Source organism: Nesterenkonia sp. NBAIMH1, from assembly GCF_007922635.1.
GTDB lineage: Bacteria > Actinomycetota > Actinomycetes > Actinomycetales > Micrococcaceae > Nesterenkonia > Nesterenkonia pannonica.
In genome coordinates this window covers 2,300,757-2,319,345 of sequence record NZ_CP042335.1, presented here as the reverse complement: position 1 = coordinate 2,319,345, position 18,589 = coordinate 2,300,757, and the positions used below count along the sequence as shown (strand labels likewise).

At 68.4% G+C, this 18,589-nt stretch carries 16 protein-coding genes and 1 riboswitch; of the genes, 7 read left to right on the top strand and 9 right to left on the bottom strand.

Annotated features, from left to right (window positions below; translation table 11 throughout):
• The first annotated feature begins 23 nt into the window (after positions 1–23).
• The 3 genes from FS388_RS11140 to FS388_RS11130 all read left to right on the top strand — a co-directional run bounded on the left by FS388_RS11140 (position 24) and on the right by FS388_RS11130 (position 4,136).
• Entirely contained in the window at positions 24–1,745 is a 1,722-nt protein-coding gene (locus tag FS388_RS11140; RefSeq protein WP_146341474.1) for an ABC transporter substrate-binding protein, read from the top strand.
• A gap of 93 nt (positions 1,746–1,838) precedes the next feature.
• A complete protein-coding gene (locus tag FS388_RS11135) occupies positions 1,839–3,347 on the top strand; it encodes a malate:quinone oxidoreductase (protein ID WP_146341473.1) in 1,509 nt (502 codons plus the stop codon).
• Positions 3,348–4,136, top strand: coding sequence for an alpha/beta fold hydrolase (locus FS388_RS11130; RefSeq protein ID WP_146341472.1), 789 nt, complete (start codon positions 3,348–3,350; stop codon positions 4,134–4,136).
• On the opposite strand, the gene FS388_RS11125 is transcribed toward FS388_RS11130, so the two are convergent.
• From FS388_RS11125 to FS388_RS11115, 3 genes are read right to left on the bottom strand one after another with little or no spacing between them, the layout of a single operon-like run.
• A complete protein-coding gene (locus FS388_RS11125) occupies positions 4,108–4,701 on the bottom strand; it encodes a hypothetical protein (RefSeq protein ID WP_168198695.1) in 594 nt (197 codons plus the stop codon). The genes FS388_RS11130 and FS388_RS11125 overlap by 29 nt on opposite strands.
• A gap of 7 nt (positions 4,702–4,708) precedes the next feature.
• A complete protein-coding gene (locus FS388_RS11120; RefSeq protein ID WP_146341470.1) occupies positions 4,709–7,807 on the bottom strand; it encodes an AAA family ATPase in 3,099 nt (1,032 codons plus the stop codon).
• Positions 7,804–8,976, bottom strand: coding sequence for an exonuclease SbcCD subunit D (locus FS388_RS11115; protein WP_146341469.1), 1,173 nt, complete (start codon positions 8,974–8,976; stop codon positions 7,804–7,806). The genes FS388_RS11120 and FS388_RS11115 overlap by 4 nt, the downstream gene beginning before the upstream one ends.
• A gap of 99 nt (positions 8,977–9,075) precedes the next feature.
• A riboswitch (TPP riboswitch) is annotated at positions 9,076–9,193 on the top strand.
• Here FS388_RS11115 and FS388_RS11110 point away from each other — a divergent pair.
• From FS388_RS11110 to FS388_RS11100, 3 genes are all read left to right on the top strand, one after another.
• Positions 9,183–9,848 (top strand): ECF transporter S component, encoded by a 666-nt coding sequence (locus FS388_RS11110; RefSeq protein WP_146341468.1) that lies wholly within the window; start codon positions 9,183–9,185, stop codon positions 9,846–9,848. Its footprint overlaps the riboswitch before it by 11 nt.
• Complete coding sequence (locus FS388_RS11105; protein ID WP_146341467.1) at positions 9,838–12,252, top strand: ATP-binding cassette domain-containing protein; 2,415 nt, start codon at positions 9,838–9,840, stop codon at positions 12,250–12,252. The genes FS388_RS11110 and FS388_RS11105 overlap by 11 nt, the downstream gene beginning before the upstream one ends.
• A gap of 31 nt (positions 12,253–12,283) precedes the next feature.
• Positions 12,284–12,952: an ADP-ribosylglycohydrolase family protein gene (locus tag FS388_RS11100; protein ID WP_168198694.1), complete on the top strand. Its 669-nt coding sequence runs from the start codon at positions 12,284–12,286 to the stop codon at positions 12,950–12,952.
• Here the strand turns inward: FS388_RS11100 and FS388_RS11095 are convergent.
• Genes FS388_RS11095 through clpS form a run of 6 tightly spaced genes read right to left on the bottom strand, consistent with a single transcriptional unit; the run spans position 12,940 to position 17,213 of the window.
• Positions 12,940–13,983 carry an exonuclease domain-containing protein gene (locus tag FS388_RS11095; RefSeq protein WP_146341465.1) on the bottom strand — a complete coding sequence of 348 codons (1,044 nt, stop codon included), beginning with the start codon at positions 13,981–13,983 and terminating at the stop codon, positions 12,940–12,942. The two genes, FS388_RS11100 and FS388_RS11095, sit on opposite strands and share 13 nt — an antisense overlap.
• Entirely contained in the window at positions 13,980–14,606 is a 627-nt protein-coding gene (gene rdgB, locus FS388_RS11090; protein ID WP_146341464.1) for an RdgB/HAM1 family non-canonical purine NTP pyrophosphatase, read from the bottom strand. The genes FS388_RS11095 and rdgB overlap by 4 nt, the downstream gene beginning before the upstream one ends.
• Entirely contained in the window at positions 14,603–15,352 is a 750-nt protein-coding gene (gene rph / locus FS388_RS11085; RefSeq protein WP_210410194.1) for a ribonuclease PH, read from the bottom strand. Before rph ends, rdgB begins: the two co-directional genes overlap by 4 nt.
• Before the next feature lie 55 nt (positions 15,353–15,407).
• Positions 15,408–16,193, bottom strand: coding sequence for an MBL fold metallo-hydrolase (locus tag FS388_RS11080; RefSeq protein ID WP_146341463.1), 786 nt, complete (start codon positions 16,191–16,193; stop codon positions 15,408–15,410).
• Between the two features lie 10 nt (positions 16,194–16,203).
• Complete coding sequence (locus FS388_RS11075; protein WP_146341462.1) at positions 16,204–16,917, bottom strand: DUF2017 family protein; 714 nt, start codon at positions 16,915–16,917, stop codon at positions 16,204–16,206.
• Positions 16,917–17,213 (bottom strand): ATP-dependent Clp protease adapter ClpS, encoded by a 297-nt coding sequence (gene clpS / locus FS388_RS11070; RefSeq protein WP_146341461.1) that lies wholly within the window; start codon positions 17,211–17,213, stop codon positions 16,917–16,919. Before clpS ends, FS388_RS11075 begins: the two co-directional genes overlap by 1 nt.
• An 18-nt stretch (positions 17,214–17,231) precedes the next feature.
• Between clpS and FS388_RS11065 the strand changes: the two genes are divergently transcribed.
• Positions 17,232–18,572, top strand: coding sequence for a nicotinate phosphoribosyltransferase (locus tag FS388_RS11065; RefSeq protein ID WP_256369551.1), 1,341 nt, complete (start codon positions 17,232–17,234; stop codon positions 18,570–18,572).
• Positions 18,573–18,589 lie beyond the last annotated feature (17 nt).

Genomic DNA, 18,589 nt, shown 5'->3' with positions numbered 1-18,589 from the left:
GAAGCTGAGCGTGAACAGGACCGGTGTTCACGGCGTTCGTCATTCCTGCGGAGACGGGGGCGGAGATGGTTCAGCTGGACAGGCGCCGATTCCTCGGCGCAGCCGGCCTAGGAGGCGCCGCGGCGGCGGTCGCGTCCTCCGCGCTCCCTGCCATGGCCGCCCCGGCCGACGATTCGTCCGCTTCGCAGAATGATGGTGACCGGCCTCCCTCCCGGGGCGAGCTCATCATCGGCGCGGTCTCCCCTGCGGGCTCCCTGGACCCAGGGCTGGCTGTCGACTCCGAGACGGAGCGGATCTGCCGGCAGATCTTCGAACCCTTGGTGGGCATCAACCAGGACACCGGCGGTGTGGCACCGCTTCTCGCCGAAGAGTGGGAGACCAGCCGCGACGGCCTGGTCTACACTTTTCGGCTCCGCGAAGGCGTGACCTTCCACGACGGGACCGAGCTCACGGCCGACGTGGTTGCCGCCAACATCCGGCGATGGGGCAGGCTGGACTACCTCTACGGATTCGGAGCAGTCTCTGCCTCCACTCCCCTGGCCTTCCCGACGGCATTCGGCGGCTTTGCCGAGGAGGACAGCTGCGTACTGGAGTCGGTCGAAGCAGAGGATGAGCTCACTCTGGTGCTCACCCTCACTGAGCCGGTGGTGTATCTGCTCCAGGCCCTGACCCAGCCGGCCTTCGGGATCGCCTCGGAGACCGTCCTCTCCGAATCCGATCCGGGTCTGGTCTCCAGAAATCCCATCGGCACCGGCTGCTATCAGCTGGTCGGACGCAGCGAGGACGGCCGAAGCCTGAGGCTGACCGCGTTCGAAGACCACTGGGGCGACGCTGCAGGTGCCACCTCGGTCACCGTGAGAGCGCTGGGCAAATCGTTCGACAGACTCCGAGAGCTCAACCGCGGCCGGATCGATGTGTACGACCACATCACCGCCGACAACCTCCGGCCATTGGTCCAGGCAGGCCGCCTCATCCTGCAGCGCGACCCCTTCTCCATCCTCTACCTGGGCATGAACCTGGAGCACCCCATCATGGGGCGTCCTGAGGTCCGGGAAGCGATTGCCCGCTCCGTCCGCCGAAGTGCCCTCAGCGAAGCGATCCTCCTCGAAGGCTCCCGGCCTGCCTTCCAATTCACTCCGCCCGCGCTCGGAGTCCACTCCGACGCCGCCCCGCGCTACGACCGAAGCCCCACAGCAGCCGCCGAACTGCTCGAAGAGGCCGGGTACGAGGGTGAGCCGCTGCGGTTCTACTACCCCATGGCGACGACCCGCAGCTGGCTCCCGCGTCCCGAAGCTGTCTACGCGTCCCTGGCACGCGATCTGACGGATGTGGGCCTGGTCATCGAGCCCCGCCCCGTGCGCTGGGACGACGGCTACATCGAAGAGATGCTCGCCGACGATGAGCGGGCCCTCCACCTCATGGGGCGCAATGGAGGGTTCCGCTCACCACACAGCTTCTTCGGCCCCCTGTTCGGGCAGAACGGCCTGGGGATGCCCAACCGGGAGTTCAACTACGACTCGGAGGAGGTCTGGGAGCTGATGGCCCAGGCCCGCGGCGAGCAGGACGATGAGGCGCGCGCGGAGCTCTACCGCGAGCTCGCCGTCGTCCTGGCCGAAGACCTGCCGGCGGTGCCGCTGGCCTACCCCATCTCGGGGCTCGCCCTGGGCCGTCGCGTGAGCGACTACCCCATGTCTCCGGTCCTCAACGAGCAGTTCGCAGACATCGCGCTCGCAGGCGAACGCTGAATCTGGAGCCCGCCGAATCTCGGGTAAGGTCGAGGCGACGAAACACTGATCACTTCCCACGGATCACACAGACAACGAGCAAAGGGGAGCACTGTGAACCAGTCGGCAGCGACGCCGGAGGCTTCAGGCCCTGAGAACCGATACGACGTCATCCTCATCGGCGCGGGAATCATGTCCACCACGCTCGGCAGCCTGCTCAGCGAGCTGGAGCCTCACTGGTCCATCGGGCTCTTCGAGAAGCTCGAAGGGGGCGGCCAGGAGTCCTCGGACCCCTGGAACAATGCCGGCACAGGCCACGCCGCTCTCTGCGAGCTGAACTATACGCCTCAGGGCAAGGACGGCTCCGTCTCGACGGCCAAGGCCAAAGGCATCAACGAGCAGTTCCACGTGTCCAGGCAGCTGTGGTCCCACTGGGTGCAGAACGGAACGCTCAACGACCCGCGGACCTTCATCAACGCGCTGCCGCACATCAGCTTCGTCTGGGGCGACACGAACGCGGAGTACCTCAAGGTCCGGTACGAGGCGATGAAGGCGGAGCCCCTGTTCTCCCACATCGAGCACACCGAGGACCAGGCAACCATCGGAGAGTGGGCGCCTCTGCTCACCGAAGGCCGCGACGCGGAGCAGCGTGTGGCCGCGTCGAAGTTCCACGACGGCACCGACGTCGACTTCGGCTCGCAGACCCGGCAGCTCGCAGCTCACCTCCAGAAGTCCGGCGCAGACATTCGATACGGCCACGACGTCACCGGCCTCTCCCGCGCCCGCGATGGGCGATGGGTCGTCTCTCTCAAGGATCTGTCCACCGGGAAGAAGCTCAAGGCATCCGCGCGGTTCGTCTTCGTCGGGGCCGGAGGCGGGGCCCTCAGCCTGCTTCAAGGGTCCGGCATCGAAGAGATCAAGGGCTTCGGCGGCTTCCCCGTGTCGGGCAAGTTCCTGAAGACGACTGACCAGTCCATCGCGGAGAGGCACCACGCCAAAGTCTACGGGCTGGCGTCGGTGGGTGCCCCTCCGATGTCTGTCCCCCACCTCGACACTCGCTTCGTGGACGGCGGACGATCGCTGATGTTCGGCCCCTACGCAGGCTTCTCCCCCAACTTCATGAAGTCCGGCTCATTCCTGGACCTGCCGCTGTCTGTGCGGCCCCACAACATCCTCACCCAGCTGGGCGTGGCCAAGGACAACCGGGACCTGGTGACCTTCCTGCTCAAGGAGGTCGCCAAGTCCCAGAGGCAGAAGATGGAGGAGCTCTACAAGTTCGTCCCCGACGCCGGTCCGGACTCGTGGGACATGATCACCGCAGGGCAGCGCGTTCAGGTGATGAAGAGGAACGACGAGGGGAAAGCCGTCCTGCAGTTCGGCACCGAGCTCATCGCCTCCGCCGACGGGTCGATCGCTGGGCTTCTCGGAGCCTCACCGGGGGCCTCAACCGCTCCCAGCATTATGCTGCGCCTGCTGGAGCGCTGCTTCGGAGGGCTCGTGGACGCGTGGAGGCCCAAGCTCGAAGCGATGGTCCCCTCCTACGGCAGACTGCTGAATGAGGAGCCGCAGCTGTTGGAGGAGATCAGCAGCAGCACCGCTGCGACACTGCGCCTCAACGGCTGAGTGGGCCGGCTGCGCTACCCGGCACCCAGGTCATTCACCACGGACCTCGGTGCCGCCGCACACGTATGGGAGCACCCCAGTCCGCTCGGCGATCCGGTGCTTCTGGTCCACGGCTACGGGTCCAACACCCTGTTCAACTGGGTGAAGACCGGGTGGCTGGACCCTATGGCCGACCTGGGCCGGAGCATCATCTCCATCGACATGCCGGGCCATGGCGACGCCAAGAGCACTGATCCGGCCGGAATGCGCACCGGGGACCTCGTCGACGACCTGCACCAGGTGATCACTCAGCATGGGAGGCGTGCTGCCGTGCACGGCTATTCATTGGGGTCCCGCGTCTGCTGGGCACTCGCGCACGAGACACCATCATCCGTGTCGTCTTTGGTGATGGGCGGATCTCCGGTCTCGCCCAAGCCGTACCGGGTGGACGCCGACCAGGCCAGGGCCTGGGCACGCGGAGGACCCGAGCCGGTCGACAAGCACACACGACGCTTCATCACTCATGCTGCGGCGATCCCTGACCAGAACCTTCCTCACGCTGTGGAGCTGCGTCTGGCTCTCTCAGAGGAGGAGGTCGCCCCGGCCGACACGGTGCCGAGCGTTCCGACCTTGGTCGTGGCGGGAAGCAAGGATCCCGCAGCGGACGAGGCGCCTCAGCTGGCCGACTGGGTGCAGCAGATGGGAGCTCCCGCCCGCTTCGAGGAGATACCCGGCAGGAACCACATCAATGTGCTGACATCTCGAGACTACAAGGCCGCCGTCAGCCGCTTTCTCGAGGATCAGGCCTAGCTTCGCCGTCCTCGGGCTCAGCAAAGGGCTGCCTGAATGCGGTCTCGGGCAGCTTCATCGCTGTCAGCGGCACCACGGCGGCGCATATCACTGCCGAGGCGATGAGCATGCCGCCGGAAGAGGCGGCGAGCAGCCAGACGACAGCCAGCACAGCGGCGATGACTCCGGTCAGCCTGTTCAGCCGCGCATGCCGGGAAGCTCCCGGCAGGATCGGGGCAGTGAGCCCTCCCACAAGGGCGAGCCCCATCACCAGTGCGGCGGCCGTCGCATCCGGAGCCAGGTGACGGGAAGCGAACTCCGAGGCCCTCAGCAGGAGGATGAGCACGCCGGCGTGAAGGACGCTGCTGCTCAGCAGGATGCTGCGCGGATGAGCGTACCTGCGCAGCGTCGCGCGCAGGCCGATCGCCGCGAACAGCCCTCCCAGGGCGAACAGGGCCGAGGCGACGGCGAGGAGCTGCTCCCCGCGCGGAAGGAGCGCCGCCAGAAGTCCGGGCACAAGGAGCACAGCAGGAACATGACAAGCAGCGCGCAGCAGCCGCTGCCCTGCACTCGACTTCATGCTCATGGTGACCTCACCCAGGAACTCTCATCGTCAGGGTCGAACCGACTCGAGAGGCCCGGACGATCAGCTGGGAGGGTATCTGAGTGTGCATCTCGGCCACGTGACTGACCACTCCCACCCGCCGGCCCTCGCCCTGCAGACTCGTGAGGGCGACCATCACCGCGTCGAGGGTCTGCTCGTCGAGCGAGCCGAAGCCTTCGTCGATGAACAGCGACTCCATCTCCACTCCCCCCGCCTCAGCCTGGACGACCTCCGCGAGGCCCAGCGCCATCGCCAGCGACGCCATGAAAGTCTCCCCGCCCGACAGTGAGGAGGCTGGCCGGCGCTCATCAGAGTGCTCATCATGGACCTGCAGGTCCAGGCCCTGTTTGCTCCCCCCTGACCCGGTGTCCTGGTGCAGCAGCTGATACCGGCCCTCTGACATCGCCCCGAGGTGACGTGAGGCCGCCTGCGCGACCTCTTCGAGCTTGGCCGCCAGGACGAATGTGGTGAGGGTCATCCGCATGGGGTTGTCGTGCCCGCGACCGTTGAGGGTCTCTGCCAGAGCCAGGAGGCGGGTCTGCTCCTCGGCCTGGTCGGCTTTGGCCTGAAGGCTCTCGTTCAGGGACGCGATGCACCCGGTCACTGATTCGCGTCGGGCGTCGAAGGTGGTGAGGGCGTCCCTCGCCTGCTCGAGACGATCCTCCGCGTGCACGGCTGCCTGCTGGACCTGCTGGAGCTCGTCTGCGTCGGGAGCCTGCTCGCCGGCGGACTGGCGGGCCTGGCCGCCCTTCACCTCGGGCTGCTCGGCTTCGTAGTCGAGCCGCTGCCCCTGAGCGTCATGCTCCTTGACCGCGCCGCGGAGCCGAGTGAGCTCCTCCTCGGGCAGCTGGGCTCTCCGAAGGTCGGTCGAGTCGGCGAAGTCGGATTCGGCCAGCTCGCGTTCGGCGGACTGCGCGGCGGTACTGGCGGCAGAGGCGGCAGCCGACTCAGCACTGACGGCATCGACGGCCTGCTGGACGGCGGCCTGCAGCTCCTTCACGGCCTCGAGGCGGGCGCTGACGCTGGGGTGGCCCCCGCGGAGCCGGGCGAGCCGGTCTTCGAGCTCGGCGGCAGCGGTCCGGGCGCGTTCGGCCTCCGCCTGTGCGCTCTGACGCTCATGCTCCAGGGAAGTGAGACGGCGCTGGGCTGCGTGGAGCTCCTCTGCGGACCTTTCCAGCTCGCGGGCGATGCGCTGCTGCTCGCGGCGGGCTTCCTGGGCCCGACTGAGCTCCTGGTGCGCGGATTCGAGGCGCTGCGCAGCCTCCTCTGCGCTGGTGTGCGCATCGCTGTCCTCTGCCTCCCCGCCGAGCTCCTCGAGCAGCTCGTCGTACTGCTGCTGAGCGGTGCGATGCGCCGCCGCTGCGGCGACTGCTTTCTGGTGGGCAGCTGTCATCCGCTGCTGGGCCTCGTCGACCTGCTCGAGAGTGGCGCCCTCCTCCTCATCCGCGGCGTGCGGGGCAGGGTGCTCGACAGAGCCGCACACCATGCAGGGCTCTCCGGGCTCGAGCCGGCCGGCGAGCTGGGCCGCCATGCCGCCCCGGTAGGCCCTGACTGCCCGCTGGTAGTCATCATCCTGGGCCCTGTACTGCTCATGGGCCCGCTCCGCTTCGGCCTGACGGCGCTCCTGCTGCTCAGCGGCCCGGTCGCGTCGTGCCATGAGCTGGACGATGGAGTCTGCGTCGGTCACTCGCTCCCGGGCGGACTCCGCAGCGGCGTCGAGAGCGGCCTCGTCCTGCCGCCGTTCTGCCAGCTCCTGCCGGCTCTTCGTCAGCTGGTCCACGTTGGCGGTCAGCTCCTCCGCGCTCTGCTGGGCCTGGGCCGCGGTCAGCGCGGACTGCTCGGCACTGCGGAGCTGATGGCTGTGACGGGCTTCGAGCTCTTCGGCCTCCTCCTCCGCCAGCCGGGTGCGCAGCCCCGTCAGCGTCTCAGCGGCCTGCTGGAGAGCAGAGTGATCGGGCGTTCCCCCGAGGTCCACGACAGCAGGGGCGTCTGCATCGCTGTCGACGGCACCCGACCATCCGGCGCTGAAAGTGTCGGAGGCTTTCTGCGCCGCCGCCTTCGCCTGGTAGGCGGCCTGCTGATGACGCTCCTGAGCCCTGGTCGCCTCCCGGAACCACTTCTCCACTGTGCGGGCCTGTTCATGGCGGGCGCAGCGGGCCCGGTCCTCATCTGCCTGGTCGGAGGCGGCGGCATACGTCCGCCGCGCGTCCTGGTGCTCTGCCCAGCGGCGCAGCTCCCGTCGGCGCGCGGACAGCTCCTCCGCCAGGGCTCGGGCCTTATCTGCGGCCTCCCGGGCAGCCTCGAGGCGCCCGGTGAGCCGGCCGCGGCGCTCCTCCGCCCGGACGGTGACACGCTCCCCGAGCTGCTCTGGAGGGACATCGTCAAGGTCGGCCTCCTCCGTCCCTGCGCCCTCCTCGGCGGGGGGCATCAGGAGCGAGGCGGCGTCGCTGCGCAGGCGGGCAGTGAGCTGCTCGATCTGGGCTTCGATGCGTTCGCTGCGGGCCCGGGCCTCCTTGGCCTGCTCGTTGAGGCGCTCCTCCAGGCGTCGGAACCGGAAGGTGTCGAAGAGCTGTTCGAGGAGTGCCTGCTTATCGGCACTCTTGGCGTGCAGAAAGTCAGCGAAGTCTCCCTGAGGAAGCAGGATCACTTTGGTGAACTGCTTCAGGCTCAGCTGGAGGATGCCGCTGAGTTCAGCAGTAGCGGCTTTGATGCCTGAGACTCCGACGTCCCAGCCGTCCCCCGTCCATCGCTTCAGGCTGAGCGTAGGGTTGACCATCGTCTTGCGCCCCGCCCGGATGAACGAGGGTGTCCGACGTACCCAATAGCGATGCCCGCCGACGGAGAACTCCAGTTCCACAAAAGGGGCTCGCTCATCAGGCGCGTGGTGTGATTTGAGAAGGTTATGGTCTCTCAGCCCCGCTACGTTCCCGTAGAGGGCAAATGTCACGGCGTCGAGCACCGACGTCTTCCCGGAGCCGGTGCGGCCGCGCAGCAGGAACAGACCCTCGGCGCTGAGCTGATCGAAGTCCACGGTCTCAGTTCCGGGGAACGGCCCGAAGGCGCACAGAGTCATGGCGTGAAGCTTCATGCGCGCACCTCCTGGAGGGCTTCGGCGATCAGCTGCTGCTCAGCCTCATGAGGGCTCCGGCTGCGCACATGCTCCAGGAAGCCTGCGACCACCTCAGCATCGGTGCGGGCCTGCTGCAGCTTCTGCGAGTAGGTGGACCCGCTGGTGAGCCGGCCCGCCCCTGCATAGCTGAAGCTGGCCAGGTATGGGTAGCACTCCTGGACGCGCTGGAAGGCCTGCTCGGGCCGCTGCTCATCAGTGAGCTTCACCTGCACGTAGGCGTGTGACCACCGCTCCAGCGTCTCCGCGCCGAGGATCTCCTCGATCGTGCCGGAGAGGCGCTTGAGGGGGCGGCCGATGCTCCAGTCAAGGGCCGCGGCGCTTCCGTCGGCAGTGTCGTAGATCCACGCTCCCTTCTCCTGCTCCGCCTCGGAGAATGAGTAGCGGATCGGCGACCCGGAGTACCTGACGGTGTCCGTGAGGGCCTGCCGTCCGTGGAGGTGGCCCAGGGCTGCCCAGTCGAAATCGTCGAAGATCTCCAGCGGGACCACCGAGAGGCCGCCGACGGTGTCCTCGTGGTGCTCCGGCTGCTCCCCCGCGGCGACATCCGCACCGATGTTCCGCTCTGATGCGGAGGCCGTGCCCTTGGCGGCGAAGAGGTGCGCCATCACAATGGTGCGCGCCTGGGGGCTGCGCTCGGCACGATCGACCCGGATCCGTTCGGCCACGGCCCGGGTCACGGCAGTGTGGTGGGCACGCTCACAGCCGAGCTCCGCGGCGTGAAGCTGCGGCTCCAGGTAGGGGACGCCGTAGACCAGCACCGGGCCGTGCTCATCCTCCAGCTCAACGGGCACCCAGGCGTCTTCGAGTGCGCTGCGGATGTGCACCCCCGAGCTGCGCATCAGGCTTCGCCCGAACCCCAGCCGAGCCGCCGAGTCGTGGTTTCCGGAGGTGACGATGACCTTCGCACCCAGCTCCACGAGCCGCCCGAGGGTTCTCTCCAGCAGCTCCACGGCCCACTCCGGCGGCAGCGCCCGGTCATAGACATCGCCGGCGATCAGCACGGCATCGATGTTCTGCTCCCTCACCTCGGCGCACACGGCCTCACACAGCTGCTCCTGCTCAGTGCGCAGGCTGAAGCCGTGGAAGCCACGCCCAAGATGCCAATCGGAGGTGTGCAGGAAGCGCATAGGCCAAACCTACCGGTGCGGACGGACAGCCACGTGCGCGCAGCCCCGTGCTAATGTGACGCCCACCACCGCTTAGGCGGTGACAACTGAATACCGAACTCTGTCCGACAGGGGAGCGGCCGCCGATCACCGGCCAGTCGCTGAGAGTGGGCTTGAGGCCCAGACCCTTGAACCTGATCAGGCTAGAACCTGCGAAGGAAGTCGCTATGAACTCTTCTTCAGCGCTCTCACGCGCATCTGCACGGTCCGCATCCGCACGCCGCTCCATGCGCTGGAGCGTCTCCGACATCGTGGTGGCGTCCACACTCGCCGTCGCCTCCGGGGTCATCTTCTGGGGCTGGAACCTCAGCTACCACTTCGTGGGCAGCCTCTTCGCCTTCTATCCGCCGGTGGAGACGCTTGTCCACGGCATGTGGCTCTTCCCCGCCGTCCTCGGCGCTCTCATCATTCGCAAACCCGGTGCGGCGATCTACTGTGAGATGGTCGCCGCCGCCGTCTCCGCCCTCCTGGGCTCCCAATGGGGCCTCACCGTGCTCTCCTCCGGGTTCATGCAGGGGCTCGGGGCCGAGCTCATCTTCCTGGCCGTCATGTACCGGCGCTTCAGCATCGAGATCGCACTCCTCGGCGGGGCCGCCTCCGGGCTCACCGGCGGCATCACCTACCACTGGATCGTGCCCATGTACGCCTACGCACCCCTGGAGACGGCCATCCACATCGGCTGCTTCATGCTGTCCGGGGCCATCGTCGCCGGGCTTCTCCCCTGGCTGGGCACCCGGGCGCTCGCCGCCACCGGTGTTCTGGGACCGATGGCCTCGAGGAAGGCGCACCGCGAATCTCCGCTGGGCCGGACAAGCCCCCGCCGTGACCTCTGATCCGGCGGCCGTCCGGCCGAGCACCCGCACCACGACGCCGCAAGCTCCCTCAGCTGGAGCACAGGTTCTTGCCCGGGGTTGGACATGGCACCATCCCGACCGGGACTCCCCAGCGGTCGCAGGTCTGGACCTGCATATCCGACCCGGCGAGAAGGTCCTCATCGCAGGACCCTCCGGAGCAGGCAAATCCACCCTGCTGCACGGACTCGCCGGTGTTCTGCAGGACCAGGGCGCCGAAGCCCAGGGCGATCTGCTCATCGACGGCGCACGCCCCGAGGAGGCACGCGGCCGGGCCGGGCTCATGCAGCAGGACCCGGAGGCCGCCGTCGTGCTCTCCCGCCTCAGCGACGACGTCGCCTTCGGCCCGGAGAACCTCGCAGTCCCCCGGGACGAGATTCCGGACCGTGTCGCCGAAGCGCTGCGGGCCGTGGGGCTCGGTCACCTCCCCCGTGACCATCCCACCGCTCAGCTCTCCGGCGGTCAGAAGCAGCGGCTCGCACTGGCCGGCATCCTCGCGATGCGCCCGGGTCTGCTGCTGCTCGACGAACCCACCGCCAACCTTGACCCTGAGGGTGCCGACAAGGTCCGCGACGCGGTGATCGCCGCCGCCGAACGCACCGGCGCCACCCTCGTCGTCGTCGAGCACCGGCTGGCCCGCTGGGCCGAGCACATGGACACGCTGGTCGTGCTCGCCCCAGGAAGCGGAGTGAGCCGGCGAGCGCCCTCGTCGACTCTCAGCACAGACGGTGCCCTGCGAACGGAGCTCGCCGAGGCGGGCCTCTGGGTCCCAGGGTGGGACGGATCGCCACGGTCAGTCCCTGGTGACGCCGAGGGGATCTCCGCGCCGGCTGGAGGTGCTCAGCAGTCGGGAGTGCAGGGCAGCGATGTCGTGCTCCGGGCCGAGGGGCTGGCCGTCTCACGGCACAGTCCGCGCAGAGGGTGGCGGCGACGTCACTGCCCTGCCCCGGTGCTCACCGGGGTGAACCTCACCCTGAGCGCTGGCCGGGCGGTGGGCATCACGGGGCCGAACGGAGCTGGCAAATCCACCCTGCTGCTGTCACTGGCGGGCCTGCTGCCTCCGCACGCCGGCACGCTCACCCCGGACCCGCATGCGTGGAATCCGGCACAGCTGATCAGTCGTATCGGGATGGTTTTTCAGGAGCCTGAGCACCAGTTCGTGAAGCCCACTGTGGCCGAAGAGCTGAGGCTCTCCGCGGAGAAGGCGCGCACCGTCGACGGCCGGCCGCAGTTCGCTGAGACGGATGTCGAGGCACGAGTGGCCCAGCTGCTGCACCGCCTGCGGCTGGAGCAGCTCGCCGACGCCAACCCGTTCAGCCTCTCGGGGGGCGAGAAGCGCAGGCTCTCCGTAGGCACCGCCTTGGCCTCCGGTCCGCAGATGCTGCTGCTCGACGAGCCGACGTTCGGGCAGGACGCCCACACCTTTGCGGAGATCGTCGACCTGCTGCGTGAGCACCTCGCCGCGGGCGGGGCTGTGCTGGCGGTCACGCACGACGCCGCATTCCTGGAGGCCCTCGACGCTGAGACTGTCGACATCGGGCAGTTCCGCAGCCGCCCCGCAGAAACGCCCTCAGCCGAACGGGGGACCACGGAGCTTCCCGGGCTGGGCTCCGCGCGGAACTCCTCGTGGCTGGGCCGACGCAGCCCTCTTGCGAAGCTGGCAGCACTTGCTCTCATCACGTTGGCCCTGGTGGCGACCATCGATGCGGTCTCGGCGGCTGTGGTCGCAGCGACCAGCTTTCTGATGCTCGGGCTGGCGGGAATCCGTCCGTTGGCCTTCCTCGGCCGTATCTGGCCCTTTGCAGTCGGGGCGGTGATCGCCGTATGGGGCACCGCGATCGCCGGTGAAGAGTCCGGGCGGGTGCTGCTGGACCTGGGCTTCACGACAGTCAGCAGCGGCTCGTTGCTGCTCGGCGTCGCCCTGGGGCTCCGAGCCTTCGCCATCGTGCTGCCCAGCGTCATCATCCTCTCCACCACCGATCCCACCGACCTGGCTGACTCGCTGGCCCAGCAGCTGAAGCTACCGGCGCGATTCGTCCTGGGCGCACTCGCTGCGATGCGGCTCATGGGGCTGCTGGCAGAGCATTGGAGCACCCTGGGCCATGCGCGTCGCGCCCGCGGCATCGGTGCCAAGAAGGGCCTCCTAGGGGGAGTCTCCGGCACCCTGTCCCAAGCGTTCGGGCTGCTGGTCCAGGCGATCCGGACAGCCACACGCTTGGCCATCACCATGGAATCCCGGGGCTTCGGCGCCGGGCCGCGCACCTGGGCACGACCAGCGCGTCTGGTGCCTACGGATGCTCTCGTGGTGCTGGCAGGCGCGGGAATCGCGGCCGCGGCCACTGCCGCGTCGCTGCTGGCGGGCACCTGGAACCTGGTCTGGGCCTGAGTCCGTGCTCGACGGCGGATACCCTGTCCGGGTGAACAGAGACACGCTGACCGACGAGGAGCTGATCGCGCAGTTCCAGGGGCAGATGACCGCACTGCTGCCCGGCCGGGATGAGCCGATCCACGCTGAGACGCTGCTGACCCTCTGCCTGGCCGACGGACTGCTTGAGGTCCTCGAGTGGTCCGCCGAAGGAACGGGGGCAGACCCGCTGGCAGCGATGTGGCTGGCCTGTCTGCGCTGGCACCGGGCCGTCACCGGGTCCTTCCCCGAAGGCTCCCCGCAGCCCCCGCGGCGGCCCACCGACCACGCTCTGGCGCTCATCCTGCAGGCCGGCGGAAGCCCGCTCGTCCCCGGCAGCGCAGAGAGTTCGCTGCGCGGGCTCGCCTCCGCGGACATGGCCTACCCCAGCTCCCCTGCCCAGCCGGAGGCATACGACACGGCCGTGCTCTCCCGAGCCGTTCCGATCGGGCTGTTTCCCTATGTGGGCGTCGAGACGCGGAAGAAATGGGCTCAGGAAGCCATCAGCCTGACCCACGGTCACCCTGACGTCGTTGCCGCCGCGCAGTCGCGGGTCGCAGAGGTCACCGCCGGAGAGCACTCAGAGCAGGATCTTTCCGAGGAGCAGTCCCGGCACGAGCTGCTGAGCGTCGTCGTCGAGGACCTTGCCCGCCGGTGGCGCCAGGCCGCTCAGGGCGCGTAGGGCCAAGCCGCCCCGGCCAGCTGTCGGAACGCCCGCTCGGAGACCATCCGGATGCTCTGTCCGGTCTCTCTGCGCTTGAGCGCATCCTTGGCCTTGTTGGAGCCCAGCGGTCCCTGCGGGTCCCGATCAGCGGCGAGGTCTGCTTCGTCGAACCCGTCGCCGATGACAAGGATGCTGGTGGAGCCTGTCACTCGTGAGGAGGTGGTGCCTCCGCAGCCGGCGACCAGCTGCTTGGCTTCGCCGCGAGGAATCACCAGGTTCCCGGTAAAGCTGACATGCTCGCCGAAGAACGGGTGCGACGGGTCCGCGTCCTGGTTCGCCGGAAGGTTCCGGCCCTCCTCCTGCCAGCGCATCAGATCGGGCAGCTCCCTGCCCCCCAAGGGGACGGTCGCATCGAAGAGGTCACCGTAGCCGCGGATCTGCCGGGTCGCCCGGGACTCACGCACTCGCGGCGCCGTCCAAGGCTCCAGCACCTCAGGCTCGATGCTCGCGGCACCGAACAGTGCGCGCGGATCCGGAGTCTGCTGACGACGTGCAATGTCGACCACGATGGCAGCAGAGGCTCGGGCATCCCAGAGCGCGTGGTGATGATGCTTCAGGTCGAAGCCCGCTTCGGCTGCCGCCTTCGGCAGGGCGTGCGAGGGGAGCTGGTACACGGCCCGGGCCAGGCGCACCGAGCAGAGTCCGCTGAGGCCCGGTCCGTCGATCCCGGAGACTTCGAGAGCGGACTCGAGGACTTCGAGGTCGAACGTGACGTTGTGCGCCACCAGCGTGTCCGCACCGATGAATGCGGCCACCTCGTCGAACGCCTCTCCGAAGCGGGGCGCGGAGGCGGCAGCCTCTGGGGTGATCCCATGGATGCCGATATTCCTCGGATCGAACCGGTCGAAGCCCTCCGGCGGTCTGAGCAGCGTGTAGTGCGTCTCGGCTTCGACGCCGTCCCGCACCCGCACCAGACCGATGGCGCACGGAGAGCCGCGAAAGCCGTTGGCGGTCTCAAAGTCCACGGCGGTGAAGTTCAGCCCCCTCACGCCCCCGCCAGAACCTCCACGATTCGGGGGGCGAGCGCGGAGAAGGCTCTGCCGCGGTGCGAGATCGCGTTCTTCTCCTCCATGGACAGCTCGGCCGCGGAGCGCGACTCTCCGGCAGGCTGCAGGATGGGGTCATAGCCGAATCCGCCATCGCCTCGTTCGGCGGTGAGCAGCTCACCCTCCAGGCGGCCCTCTGCCGTGTGCTCAGCACCGGAGGGGGTGACGAGGGATGCGACGCATATGAAGGCTGCAGCGCGGTGGGCCTGCGGCACATCGGCAAGCTGCTGCAGCAGCAGGCGCCGATTGTTCTCGTCCGAAGCCTGCTCCCCGGCCCAGCGCGCGGAAAAGATTCCGGGTGCGCCGCCGAGCACGTCCACGGCTAGCCCCGAATCATCCGCAACGGCCGGCAGTCCGGTCTGAGCAGCCACCTCGCGGGCCTTCAGCAGTGAGTTCGCCTCGAAGGTGACGCCGGTCTCTGGAATCTCTGCACACCCGGCTGTGACAGCGTCGACGACTGCGGCGTCCAGGTCCAGGCCGGCGAGCGCGGGCTCTTCGGCCAGCAGGGCACGAAGCTCGCGCACTTTGCCCTGGTTGCGTGTCGCGAGGACGAGCCGGGCACTCATGCGGCGTCCAGCGCCTGCTTCTGCATCTCGGAGAGCTGGGCGCACCCCGCGACGGCGAGGTCCAGAAGCTCATCCATCTGGCTGCGGGTGAAGGGCGCTCCCTCGGCGGTGCCCTGCACTTCGACGAAGTCGCCGGATCCGGTGACGACGACGTTCATGTCAGTCCCAGCGGTGGAGTCCTCGGTGTAGGGCAGATCGAGCACAGCGTGGCCGTCGGGCAGGACGCCCACACTGATCGCTGAGACCGAATCGGTGAGGACCTCGGCCTTCCTGCCCACGTGACCCTCCTGGCGAGCCCATTCGATGGCCTCCACCAGTGCCACGTAGGCACCAGTGATCGCTGCCGTGCGTGTGCCGCCGTCGGCCTGGAGCACGTCGCAGTCCAGAGTGATCATGTTCTCCCCCAACGCCTTGGTGTCCACCACGGCCCGCAGGGCGCGGCCGATCAGCCGGGAGATCTCGTGGGTGCGGCCGCCGATCTTTCCCTTCACGGATTCGCGCGAGTTTCGGGTATTGGTGGCCCGCGGCAGCATCGCGTACTCAGCGGTGACCCAGCCGGTCCCCCGGCCGCGCAGCCAGCGCGGCACGTCGGACTCGAAGCTGGCGGTGCACAGCACCCTGGTGCCGCCGAAGTCGATGAGAGCACTTCCTTCGGCCTGCGAAGACCAGCCGCGTGTGATGGTCACGTCGCGCAGCTGGTTGGCCAGGCGGCCGTCATGGCGGAGGTAGTCGGACGTAGTGCTCACAGTGGTGCTCTCCTCGATGTGTGTGTCGGTCGCTGCTCTGCCGGCTCCGGATGCATCAGATGCGGTAGGAGGCGCCGGGCGCAACAACGGCAGTCTCACCGGAGTAGTGCGCCGCAGCCGCCTCGAACACCTTATCCGGGTCCGTCCACACCGGGATGTGGGTCAGGAAGAGCCGCTTCGCCTCCGCATCGGCGGCGGTGCTGCCGGCGCGTGCACCGGTCAGGTGAATTCCCCGCAGCTCCTCATCCCGGCCATCCTGGTAGGCAGCCTCGCAGAGGAAGATATCAGCTCCCCGCGCAGCCTCAGTCAGCCCTTCGCACGCGTCGGTGTCGCCTGAGTAGGTCAGAGTCCGCAACTCGCCGCTCTCGTCGACGGCCTGAACACGCAGGGCGTAGGCCTCCGGTGTGGGGTGCCATACGGCATACGGGGTGATGGTGAACGGTCCGACAGTGTGGGGCTGCCCGTCCGCCCAGTGTCTGAAGTCGAACTCCTCAGACATGCCCGGATCGGGGTCGATGCCGTAGACCTCCGCCGCTCGGCGGGCGGTCTCCTCCGGGCCGAAGATGGGGATGAGTCCGGGGCCCGAACCGCCGGGATGCCACTTCGCTGCGACGTGCAGTCCGCAGATGTCGCTGAAATGGTCGGGGTGAAGGTGAGAGAAGGCGACCGCATCGATCTCGTCGAGGCGGATGTGACGCTGCAGAGCACCCAGGGCCCCATTGCCCAGGTCGAGAAGCAGGCGCCATGTCCGACCCGCGTGCTCTGCGGTGAGCAGGTAGCAGGATGCCGGAGACTCCGGACCCGGGAACGAGCCGCTGCAGCCGATGATGGTGAGCTCCATGCCGCTCACCCTACCGCCCGGCGTGGCCTCTCTCCTGCTCCTCGTCGTCGGGGAGCACATCGAGCATCGCGGAGAAGAGCGACTCCTGAAGCCAGGTGATGAAGGTGTAGATCTCCGCCATGAACGCCTCAGTGCTTCGACTGGCTCCCGAGGCCGCCAGCTGATGGACCTTTCTGGCGTCCGCGTCATCCTCGATGCCCAGACGCACCGACAGAGTCAGGCGCAGGTCGTTGAGTGCGCGGCCGAAGGCCGGAGCCTGCTCCTCCTTCAGGCGCACCGTGCCTGACTCCAGGAGCATCCGGGCGGTGCGCAGGTCACTGATCTTCGACTCGCGCAGGGAGCCCTCGGCGAGCCGCCGCAGCTGCCGGGCCTCCTCCCCGTCCTCGTGAGCGTCGGGAAGGAGGCGGGCCAGGACGCCGTCGGCCGGCGGGTCCAGCCCGGGAGCTGGGATGTCGGGCCCTTCGTCCGCCGGAGCTCCTGTCCCCTCGTCCATGCCTTCGCCCAGGCCGGCGAGCTCGGCACGAAAGTGCGTGAACACCGGATCGGCGAGATCGGCGTGCTCGGCGTGCTCGGCAGGAGCCTCGCCGGAGGCCTCGGCGACCTCCTCGGCGCGCGCCTCGAGCAGCTGGATCACATCAGCGCAGAGCCCTGAGAGCAGGCGACGCTCATGGGTGGTCAGCTCAGCGCGGTATCCGTGCGTGGTGGCGTGAAACGCTCGTGCCATCAGCCGGCCTCCTCGAGGGTCGCCTGCAGACCATAGTTGTGCATCGCCGTCACGTCCTGCTCCGCCTTCTCCCGACCGGCTGTGGCCACCACAGCGCGGCCTTCGGTGTGCACCTTCATCATCAGCTCCTGCGCCCGCTCCTTGGAATGGCCGAAGTAGCTGCGGAAGACCCACGCCACATACGACATCAGATTCACCGGGTCATTCCACACGACCACGTGGAAAGGACGCTGCGGTGTCAGCACAGCAGCGAGATCCGTGTCACTGCCCGTGAGGGTCGCACCGTCAGTTGTCATGCCGTCTAGTCTAGGTTCGTGAGCCCCTCCACCGCACTGCTGACCGACCAGTACGAGCTGACCATGGTGCAGGCCGCGCTGCGCTCCGGCGCGGCGCACCGCCGCTGCGTGTTCGAAGTCTTCGGCCGCCGCCTGCCCGGAGGGCGCCGGTACGGGGTGGTCGCCGGCACCGGCCGGCTCCTGGAAGGCCTGGAGCGCTTCCGCTTCGACGACGATGCGCTGGCCTTCCTCCGTGAGCGGGGCATCGTGGACGAGCCCACCTTGGACTATCTCGCCGGCTACAGGTTCTCCGGCAGCATCAGCGGCTACGCCGAGGGCGAGATGTGGTTCCCGCACTCCCCGGTGCTGCGGGTCGAGGCGACCTTCGCCGAAGCATGCCTGCTCGAGACATACATCCTCTCGGTCCTCAACCACGACTCAGCGATCGCCTCCGCCGGGTCACGGATGGTCCAGGCAGCCGGCGGGACCGTCTCGGACGGCGGACGGCCCTGCGTGGAGATGGGCTCCCGCCGCACCCAGGAAGCGGCTGCGACGGCCAGCGCACGCGCAGCTGCCGTCGTCGGCTTCGCGGCCACCTCCAACCTCCAGGCCGGGCACGACTACGGCATCCCCACTCTGGGCACCGCCGCCCACGCGTTCACCCTCCTCCACGACTCCGAAGAGGAGGCGTTCGCCGCGCAGGTCGAAGCGTTCGGCCCTGAGACGACCCTCCTCGTCGACACCTACGACGTCGAGCGCGCGGTGCGCACCGCGGTCGAGGTCGCAGGTCCGCGACTGGGCGCGGTGCGGCTGGACTCCGGCGATCTCGTCGAGCAGGCCTTCATGGTCCGAGACCTTCTGGACTCACTCGGGAACACCGCCACACGGATCATCGTCTCCTCCGACCTGGACGAGCACGCCATTGCACGTCTCGCCGCGGCACCGGTGGACTCCTACGGGGTGGGCACGCGCCTGGTCACCGGAGCGGGCGCTCCCACGGCGGGCATGGTCTACAAGCTCGTTCAGCATGAGGACAGCTCCGGGGGCCAGATCCCCGTGGAGAAGGCTTCAGAGGGCAAGAGCAGCCGCGGAGGCGTCAAGGTGCCCATGAGGACCTACGGCGGCAGCGGAGCAGCAGAGGCGGAAGTCATCGGCATAGGCGCCGCCCCGGAGACCGCAGCCGAGGCCCGCCGGCTCCAGGTTCCGCTGGTGGTCGAGGGCGAGCTGCAGCCGGGATTCACCGGCGCGGAGGGAGTCCGGCGCGCCGCTTCGCGGCACCGGGAGTCCTTCGCAGAGCTCCCGAGGGCCGCCCACCGGCTCTCCAAGGGCGACCCGGTGATTCCGACCATCCACCAGTCACCTCTGCCGCTTCTTTCGTAGCCTTGGGCCCACCGGGG

Bases quoted from the DNA above. Each gene is read 5' to 3' on its own strand.
- FS388_RS11125 (WP_168198695.1), bottom strand. From the start codon at position 4,701: ATGAGCATGAAGTCGAGTGCAGGGCAGCGGCTGCTGCGCGCTGCTTGT.
- FS388_RS11120 (WP_146341470.1), bottom strand. From the start codon at position 7,807: ATGAAGCTTCACGCCATGACTCTGTGCGCCTTCGGGCCGTTCCCCGGA.
- FS388_RS11115 (WP_146341469.1), bottom strand. From the start codon at position 8,976: ATGCGCTTCCTGCACACCTCCGATTGGCATCTTGGGCGTGGCTTCCAC.
- FS388_RS11110 (WP_146341468.1), top strand. From the start codon at position 9,183: ATGAACTCTTCTTCAGCGCTCTCACGCGCATCTGCACGGTCCGCATCC.
- rdgB (WP_146341464.1), bottom strand. From the start codon at position 14,606: ATGAGTGCCCGGCTCGTCCTCGCGACACGCAACCAGGGCAAAGTGCGC.
- FS388_RS11080 (WP_146341463.1), bottom strand. From the start codon at position 16,193: ATGGAGCTCACCATCATCGGCTGCAGCGGCTCGTTCCCGGGTCCGGAG.
- FS388_RS11075 (WP_146341462.1), bottom strand. From the start codon at position 16,917: ATGGCACGAGCGTTTCACGCCACCACGCACGGATACCGCGCTGAGCTG.
- clpS (WP_146341461.1), bottom strand. From the start codon at position 17,213: ATGACAACTGACGGTGCGACCCTCACGGGCAGTGACACGGATCTCGCT.